This window comes from Pseudomaricurvus sp. ABR4_320, from assembly GCF_056159445.1.
The window spans coordinates 20,041-28,669 of record NZ_JBSWVF010000032.1 but is presented as its reverse complement, the minus strand read 5'-3'; the positions used below and the strand labels follow the sequence as shown (position 1 = coordinate 28,669).

Here is an 8,629-nt window from a genome sequence, read left to right as displayed (position 1 = left end):
ATACGGACAGCTGAATGCCGATGCGTTGAATTGTTCTGGTCAAGTAAAACCGGACACCAAAATTTTAGAATTTAGCGGCTAACGCGCTGCGCTTGTTTTCCACAGAAACCACGTGCCGAACCTGCTCTGGCCGAGCAGAACCGCCCCGCAGTTTCTGCGGACACTTATCTTTTTCCTCAAAGGCCACCGGCGACAAATCATCGTTGGCGCTGTGCAACCGATGAACATTGTAGTAACGCATATACTTCATCACATCAGCCTCCATATGCTCACGTGTAGGTTGCGCCACCTTTAAAATCCAGTCGTGCTTGAGACTTCCAAAAAAACGCTCAACAACCGCGTTGTCCCAGCAAGCTCCGACACTTCCCATGCTTGAACGCATACAATAAGACGCTAGGCATTTCCGAAAACGCTTGCTCGTGTATTGCGAGCCTCGGTCACTGTGAAACACAAGTCCCACCGGAGGCTGTCTCAGGTTGTACGCTTTTATCAACGCTCGGCTTACCAAACTCGTGGTCATGCGTTTATCAATGTGCCAGCCAACGATTCGGCGGGAGTACAAGTCCATAACAATCGCCAAGTACATCCAACCTTCGCCCGTTTTCAAATACGTTACATCTCCGGCCCAGACTTGATTTGGGCCAACTGGATCAAAATTTTGGTTGAGTAAGTTGTCGGCTACGGCGTCTGAAGCCTTGCGCTTGGTCGTCACCTTGTACGCCACCCGCTGGTAGACGGTGAGACCTAGCTTTCGCATCAGCTTTCGAACTCGATAGCGCCCGATCTGAAAGCCTTCTTCACGTAATTTTTTCATCATCTCACGGCTGCCCAAACTCTTGCGACTTTGCTCAAACAGGCGCTTCATGCTGCGGTACAAGCGAAGCGACTCTTCAGTGATGCGCTGAGCTGGACGCTTTCGCCAATCGTAAAACGCGGTAGTGCAAACGCCCATAACCCGACACAGCTTAACTATTGGAAAACGACAGGACTCCGATTCAATGAAGCGGTACTTTACTTCATTTCTTTCGCGAAGAAGGCACTTGCCTTTTTTAAAATTTCTTTCTCCATGCGAAGCTCTTTATTTTCTTTGCGCAGCCGCTTCAGCTCGGCCCGCTCATCCTCCGCCAGTACTTTGCCGCTCAATTCAGATTCGATTTTCTCCTTCCACTTGTAGAGCATGTTGGGGGCTATCCCCAGTGATTTAGCGGCTTCGGGAACCGAATAGCCTTGATCACAAACTAAGGCCACGGCCTCTTCTTTAAACTCTTTTGGGTACTGCTTGTAGCTTCGTTTCTGACTCATGATGACACCTTAACAGTTGACTGGTATTGTCTCTTATTAAGGTGTCCGGTGCTATTGGACCACTACACCAAGTGCTGAGTGAACAAAGTTTGGAAATGTATTACGGTCGTCACGTGGACGAAGGCAATGGCGATACATTTTACGGATACGGATGGGTAACGGCAGATACACCGATTGGGCTATTGCGTTACCACGACGGAGGAAACGGCTACTACTACGCACAGATGTTAACTTTCCCAGAAAAAGAGCTGGTGATTATTACCCTCGCTAATGAACACAATATGGCGTCTGAGGAACTGGCTTGGAATCTGGCGCGCGCTGTAGTACCCGAATTGCGACAATGGTCCGGCTCATTCAATGAATAATCACACACGGCTAAACAGATTGCTGTAATAGGTTAAATGATTGGCAGCGATTATTATGGTGGCAGTAAAAGTATTAATACTTGAATTTCCCCTTTAGCTGATGATCAGGCGGATATTACAAATTGTCTTAGATTTAGGTCATCACTATAGATTTAAGCGTTTTTACTGATCTTACCGTCGGGCGTGCTGTCTATTTATTCGGACTAGCAGTGCTGTCTTACACTGCATATTAACCCGCGGATAAAACCCGCCGGGTTAATGGTGGATAGCCTTGTTCCTCTTTATTTGTCTATTGTCTGCGCTAAATTGTGCAGTTTTCCCTCTAGCTCTTTGTCTAACTCGGCCTGAGTAATGGTTTTGCCATCCACATCAAAATTTTTGTGGAAGCTGGGTAAGGAAAAGCCAGCAACGATGTTGCCACCGAAGTGGGGCATAGAGTTGCTCGCAATATTTAAGACGTTGCTGGCGCCTCCGGGCCCTGGTGAAGTGGCGAGCAATAGAATAGCTTTGTCTTGAAAAATATTTCGGTCTACCCGCGAACACCAATCACTGAGTTAGAAACTAAAGCACTAATGTTTTTTGATAGCTCATTTCTTTAATCGCGTATTTTACACCCTCGCGGCCAACACCACTTTCCTTTACTCCGCCAAAAGGAAAGTGTTCGGCTCGAAAACCTGGGCCGTCATTCACAACTAAAGTGCCTAGGTCTAACTGGTTATATAACTGTTTAATGGTGGCGAGGTTTTGTGTAAATACACCTCCTTGTAGGCCATAGGGGGAGTTGTTAATGATCGGGACAATATCTTCAACCCAGTCAAATTTCTTCACTGGAATAACCGGGCCAAATACTTCTTCTGATAATATCTCTGCATCATCGTCAATGTTTTCGATAATAGTGGGGTGAATAATATTCCCTTCCTTTATTCCACCTAGCGTTAGTTTAGCACCTGCTGCGATCGTTTTATCGATGATGGCTTTGATATCGTTTGCAGCTTTTTCATTAACCACTGGCCCGATAAATGTATCTTTTTGTGAAGGATCGCCAATTTTCAATTGTTTAACCTGGTTTATGAGTATATCCATAAAACTTTCGTATACGTCACTGTGCACAAACAAACGTTTGGCGGCTGTGCACCGCTGACCTGCGGTCGCCAATCTCTGATTGATAGTTGCGTGTACAGCGGCGTTGAGATCCCCATCATCCATAACGATTAGTGGATCATTGCCGCCTAATTCTAATAAAAGCTTTTTATAACCTGATAATTTTGCTATAGCTTTGGCGGCATGCGTACCACCAGTAAAGTTTATTGCGCTGACCACAGGGTGTTTGATCAACATTTCCATATCGGGTATGTCGGGTATACATATTTGAATCATTTCTTCAGTCATCCCGGCTTGATAACACAGGTTGATGAGTATTTCTGAAGACTTGATATTTTGAGGGCTAGGTTTTAGCAATATGGTATTGCCCGCAGCAAATGCTGGGCCTATTTTATGCATGGCAATATTGATAGGGAAGTTAAATGGTGTAATACACAAGATGGTGCCCAATGGTTGCCAGCGCACAATACCAATTTTATCTCGTTTCGGGGGGTAGGCGTCCGAATCAAGACATTCCCCTTCGATTTTTCTTGCTTCTTCGCTGCTGGCGATCGTAGTGCTAATAGCGCGAGCGATTTCGACATGGCTATCTGATATTGTTTTGCCAACTTCTTCTGTTATTGTCTGCGCTAGAAGCGTTTTATTTTCGTCAAGCAAATCAGCTAAGATCCTTAGGATTGTTGCGCGTTCGAACGGTGCTAATTCGGCCTGTAATTTTCTGCCCACCATAAGTTTTTCGAGTTTTTCACCAATGGTGTTGGCGCTTGTATAGGTGTGTTTTCCAATGATGGCGCTGTTGTATGGGTTGCTAACTTCAAATGTATTCGTCATAAGTTATCTCTCGCTATGAGGTGACACCAAATATTTTCAGTGAAATATATAAACCTGAAAAAAACAGTACCCACCACATTATTCTGAAAAATAGAACTGTAGGTATTTTGTTAAGTATTGTAATGCCAAGTTTTGAGCCTAGTATGGCGGCCACGCTTAGTGCGGCAATCAGGGGTAGATATTGCTCGAAGGAGAAACCTAAATAAATAAAAGCAGGAATTTTTGTTGCGTGTGCAATACATTGCATCATGGATTTATTTGCAACAATTTCTTCCTTTGAGTAGTCTTCCCGCAAAAAAAAGGCGGCGAGAAGTGGGTCAATAGCTCCAGCTACAATGCCTAAGCTACCTGTGGCTATTCCTACCCAAAAATACTGTTTATCTGTAACCCTAATGCTTGGTATTTTTTTTGGCTTGAATAGTGTGTATGCAATAAGTGTGAGCAAGATTAAGAGTGAAACTTCTTCACTTATCAGGCCCAAGACGAAGTAAGTGGTAATAGCAGTGCCTAGCAAGGCGCCGAAAGCAAAGTAGATGCAAGCGGTTTTTTTTATAGAGTTGCGTAAAAACCAACTTCTTGCTCCGTTATTAATGACTTGCACACTGCCATGAATGGCGATCAGCGGGCGCAGAGGAATAAACAGATAAAGTGCGGAGAACATCAGTACACCACCTGCCATTCCCGTCACAGAAGAAATAAACGCAGCAAAAAAAACTGAGAGCAGAATAAAGCCGAGACTAAGATATGATAGATCAAAAGGTTCCATTTTTAGAATCGAAATTTATCTTCATCATTTAGCCAATACCACTGATATAAAAATCGCTGCCCTACACGCCGAAAAGGAGCGAGGGCTTGTGATTCAAATCGATTAAAGGCAATAGGGTATGGGAGAGCTTTATTGAAAATCGGTAGATCAGGTACATTTTTTTCAGCGATCAATTCAGCCATACGCATGCCGGCTTGTGAGGCATACATGACGCCGTTCCCACCGTATCCCAGTGCATAGATGATTGTATTATCTTCTTCGGTTGTAGTGATTCGAGGCATCATATCATGCGAGACGTCAACCCAACCCCACCAGGAGTACTCGATCTCAACATTTTTTAGTACTGGAAACTTGCGATGCATATCTTCTTCAAGCATTCGTTGGTAGCGTATATTTGGTGCGGCTTGCCCGGTAATCGCACTGCGACTACCGATCTGTAATCGTTTACTTGGTAGAAGTCTGTAATAGTGGCGTAGTACTCTAGTATCTGTTAACGGAATACCTGTTTTAATGCCTAGTTGCTCTAGTTCTTCGTCAGTAAGTACTCGGGTCACCATATTATTGGATAGTACAGGCATCACCCTGTTTTTAATACTGGGGTGCAGCTTATTTGAAGTATAACCTCCTGTTGCAATTGCGACTTTTTTTGCCTTTACCACACCTCCTGGGGTTTGTAATAAGTGAAATCCATCGATTGTTTTCCAAGCGGAGACTGGGCTGGATGTATGTACTTTTGCACCTAGCGATCGAGCTTTATCTAGATACCCGAATGCGAGTTTGGCAGGCTGAATGCTTATACCTTCTGGTTCCCACATAGCTCCATGTGCTTCGTGGTCATTCACGTATTCTTCTTTTAAAGTTCCCGCATCAACAAAGGTGGATTTCAATCCATAGATGTCATTTTGGATTTTGATTTCGTTTTTAATCCATTCCGCTGCGCTGGCCTGGTGGGCAATATAGAAATGCCCACCGTGCACTGCATCGCAATCTATATCTTTGATGAGGTCTTTAAAGTTTTCCATTCCTTCCATGACTTCTTCATGGAGTTTAAGCGCCGTGCTCTTGCCAAATTCTTTAAGCCATTGTGAGCGCTTTAGTCTGCCAGTGGCGATCTGCGCTTGGCCGCCATTGCGACTACTGCATCCATAACTAACTTTATTTGCTTCGAGGACGGTTGCTTTAATGCCGTGCTCTTGAGCGAGATATATCGCTGTTGTGAGCCCTGTGTAGCCTGACCCAATAATTGCAACATCAACATCGATATCACTAGTAATTGGGCCATCGTCTACTGGCGATCGGCCCGCGTCAGAAATCCAGAAAGAGGGCGCATAATCTCTTCCTCTTCCTGGAGTGGCGTCTTTTAAAGGGTCGTATTTAGGATTGTAAGTATCTGTGATATTGGAACTCGTCAACGAAGGCACTCCCAAAAATAACGTAACGGTTAATCGGCTAATGGAGCTAATAGTGGACGATCTTTACGAAAAGCATTTTTCTTAGTAATTTTTCCGCCACTAATTGAAAAAAGATCGACTCCATTTGCTTTGATACGTCGGCCATCTTTTTGGGTTGCGGTAAACGTCCATTCGGACACGCCACCGCTTTCGCCAAATGAGCTGTGTTTTGCATTTTCCCATTGAACATCGGGAAAGTTTTCATACACTTTTGAAAAGGCTGTACGAATTTGCTCTATGCCTACAAAACGGGTGCCAAAGCTCTCATCTCCTGCTGCAGTTTCAAATATGCAATCGTCAGCGAAAAAAGACATAACTTTATCAATATCACCAGCGTTGAAAGCTATAAACAAGTCGCGTTGTAAATTAATGTTCTCGATACTGTCGGACATTTGGAGGTTCCTGTGTATATTTGAAAACCCCATACTATATCGAACAATTGATTTTCAATAGTGCCAGTCTCAACAATTTTAAGTGACAGAGGGTAAACGCCTATCGAAGTGCGTCCTAGTCAAGTGACACATTCCATGGCAGCAATGCTTCAATATCCTCTATGCCTTGCGCATTGGGCAGCTCTTTAAAAATCAGTTTCAGATAATCATAAACATTTAGTTCGTTTGCTTTAGCTGTCTCAATTAAGCTGTAGAGGTTTGCACTCGCGGTGGCACCTGCTTGGCTTTTGCTAAACATCCAATTTTTCCTGCCAATGGTGAAGGGTCGGATTGCTCGTTCGGCTGGGTTGTTGTCAATCGGGTAATTACCATCATCCAGGTATCCAATGAGCCTGTCCCATTGGTTATGCAAATAGGTCAGTGCCTTACCTAACGCAGTCGTTGGCAATACCGTTGCTAAGCTTTTGTCTTTCCAAGCTTTGAACTTATCGATAATGGGTACTGCTTCCAGCTGTCGGATTCGATAGCGTTCGTCGGGCGGTTGATCTTTAATGCGGTTTTCAATGGCGTAGAGTTTTTGGATAAAGGCTAGAGCCTGATCAGCTTTACCGGTCTTTTTCTGTAATTTTTGTGCGTCGACGAACTTACGCCGAGCGTGTGCCATGCAACCCAGCCGTTGAATGTGGTAGGTATCGCAGGCTTTTTGGTACCACTCGTAACCATCGACCATAATGGCTTTGCTTTGGTCGGTCAGCAATTCTAAGGGCACTGACTGTGACCGGCTGTCTCGATAGTGATAGACAACGGCCGATTGTATGCCGAAGGTAGCCATTAGCCACAGGTAACTTTTACTTTGGGCCGTTTTACCGGGCTCGTCCAGTACTTGCAGCGTAGTTTCGTCCATGTGAATCAAAGACTGCTGCTGGATATGCTCGGTGAGCAAGTTGATCAGTGGCTGAACCAGTTCGCCACACTTCACCATCCAGTTGGCGAGATTGGTTCTGTCTAAAGCAATACTGATACGCTTTAACATTTCGCTTTGGCGATAGAGCGGCAAGGCATCGGCGTATTTCTGTACGGCGATGTAGGCGAGTAAACCCGGACTGGCAATGCTCTTTTCGATGGGTTGCTTCGGCTTGCTCGCAGTGATGATGTGTTGCTCGCAGCAAGGACAAGCATACTTCAAACGGCGATGTCGAAGCACTTTGATTTGTGCCGGGATAATATCAAGTTGCTCGTGATCTTCGCTGCCGATGACTTCCAGCGCAGCACCGTCTTTCGGACAGGTCTTTTCTTCTTCCGGTATATCGTGAACGATTTCTTCGCGGGGTAACTCATCGGGAATACTGACGCGGGGTCGAGTTTTGCGCTCGTGGCTTTTTACAATAGTGGTTTCAGAGACTACGTCGGTTTCGTTGTTGCTATTCAGTTCCTCGGCTTCGTTGAATAAGCCGAGCTGGTCGACCGATATTTTTTCCGAAGAATTGCCAAAGCGCTTTAACAACAATCGTTGGATTTCTTCTTTTAATGCGGCCAACTGCGAGTCACGCCGAGTGATCTCGTTATCTTTTTGAGATAACTGTTCGCGTAGAGTTTCGATCTCACTTTGTAAAGCAGCCACATCATTCATGGCCGGTATTTTACTCGAGCTTAGACAACATCTCGATAGTAAATTGGTGAATGTGGATTAATTTTGCTGATATCAAAGCCTCTGAGTAACCAACACCACTGCTCATGGTCGAGTGTGATGATTTCATTGCCTCCCAGACGAGGCCATTTAAACTTGTCTCGCTCCAGACGTTTTTGCCAAAGCGCGAAGCCTGTCTGATCCCAGTAAAGTACTTTGAGCTGGCGCCGCGACTTATTACAGAAGACGAACAGACTGGCCTTTGTTATCGGCAGCGCCATTGATTCTGCGACTATCACAGATAAACCGTTGATCGATTTACGGAAGTCGACCGGGGCCTTATGGAGATAGATCGGAACGTCACTGCGCCATTCGATCATGCCAGGGCTCGTATCACATCAGCAAGATAAGCAGCTGGAGTGGACGGTGAAATTTTTAGGGTGACCTTTCCAACCTCCAGTTCGATAGCGAGGTGACTAACTCTGGGGCGTTCCACTGTGACCTCAGTGAAAGCCGGAACAGCGGTGGCATCCTTTGCTATAAGTTTACTGCGTTTGAGGCTAAAGTATTTTGGATTGAGATTGCGCTGTTTGCAAAATTCGGTTTGGCTTTGACCACTCGTTTCGAATTCCGCTATGAGTGATTGCCATTGCTGGCGAGACAGTCTAGCCATGATGTCCTCCGAGATTGATTTGCTCGGAGGTTAGTTGAAGAAAGAAGCTTGCGGTAGGGTGTGGTTGCTTTGGCGCTTACGACAGAGGACCGGGAAGAGGGCTGGAAAGAATTGAGATGGT

Annotated in this window: 9 protein-coding genes and 1 pseudogene; 1 reads left to right on the top strand and 9 read right to left on the bottom strand. The window is 45.2% G+C overall.

Annotation, left to right across the window (positions count from 1 at the left end; genetic code table 11):
* Positions 1-175: 175 nt before the first annotated feature.
* Positions 176-1,302: pseudogene (locus ACXAFR_RS26530) on the bottom strand (IS3 family transposase); the annotation flags it as partial.
* Between the two features lie 26 nt (positions 1,303-1,328).
* Between ACXAFR_RS26530 and ACXAFR_RS26525 the strand changes: the two are divergent.
* On the top strand, positions 1,329-1,667 hold the full coding sequence (locus ACXAFR_RS26525; RefSeq protein ID WP_475182984.1) for a serine hydrolase: 339 nt from the start codon (positions 1,329-1,331) through the stop codon (positions 1,665-1,667).
* Positions 1,668-1,948: 281 nt separating this feature from the next.
* On the opposite strand, the gene ACXAFR_RS26520 is transcribed toward ACXAFR_RS26525, so the two are convergent.
* From ACXAFR_RS26520 to tnpA, 8 genes are all read right to left on the bottom strand, one after another.
* Positions 1,949-2,101, bottom strand: coding sequence for a hypothetical protein (locus tag ACXAFR_RS26520; protein ID WP_475182982.1), 153 nt, complete (start codon positions 2,099-2,101; stop codon positions 1,949-1,951).
* A gap of 127 nt (positions 2,102-2,228) precedes the next feature.
* Positions 2,229-3,599: a sulfoacetaldehyde dehydrogenase SafD gene (safD, locus tag ACXAFR_RS26515; RefSeq protein WP_475182980.1), complete on the bottom strand. Its 1,371-nt coding sequence runs from the start codon at positions 3,597-3,599 to the stop codon at positions 2,229-2,231.
* 13 nt (positions 3,600-3,612) lie between these two features.
* Complete coding sequence (locus ACXAFR_RS26510; protein ID WP_475182978.1) at positions 3,613-4,365, bottom strand: sulfite exporter TauE/SafE family protein; 753 nt, start codon at positions 4,363-4,365, stop codon at positions 3,613-3,615.
* Positions 4,366-4,367: 2 nt separating this feature from the next.
* Complete coding sequence (locus ACXAFR_RS26505) at positions 4,368-5,777, bottom strand: NAD(P)/FAD-dependent oxidoreductase (protein ID WP_475182976.1); 1,410 nt, start codon at positions 5,775-5,777, stop codon at positions 4,368-4,370.
* Positions 5,778-5,806: 29 nt separating this feature from the next.
* Positions 5,807-6,208 (bottom strand): nuclear transport factor 2 family protein, encoded by a 402-nt coding sequence (locus tag ACXAFR_RS26500; RefSeq protein ID WP_475182974.1) that lies wholly within the window; start codon positions 6,206-6,208, stop codon positions 5,807-5,809.
* Between the two features lie 115 nt (positions 6,209-6,323).
* The gene (gene tnpC, locus ACXAFR_RS26495; RefSeq protein WP_475182971.1) at positions 6,324-7,838 is read right to left on the bottom strand and encodes an IS66 family transposase; all 1,515 of its coding nucleotides are present in this window, start codon (positions 7,836-7,838) and stop codon (positions 6,324-6,326) included.
* A 20-nt stretch (positions 7,839-7,858) separates the two neighbouring features.
* Positions 7,859-8,215, bottom strand: a complete 357-nt coding sequence (gene tnpB, locus ACXAFR_RS26490; RefSeq protein WP_475182969.1) for an IS66 family insertion sequence element accessory protein TnpB — start codon at positions 8,213-8,215, stop codon at positions 7,859-7,861.
* The gene (tnpA, locus tag ACXAFR_RS26485; protein ID WP_475182967.1) at positions 8,212-8,508 is read right to left on the bottom strand and encodes an IS66 family insertion sequence element accessory protein TnpA; all 297 of its coding nucleotides are present in this window, start codon (positions 8,506-8,508) and stop codon (positions 8,212-8,214) included. Before tnpA ends, tnpB begins: the two co-directional genes overlap by 4 nt.
* Between the last annotated feature and the right edge of the window lie 121 nt (positions 8,509-8,629).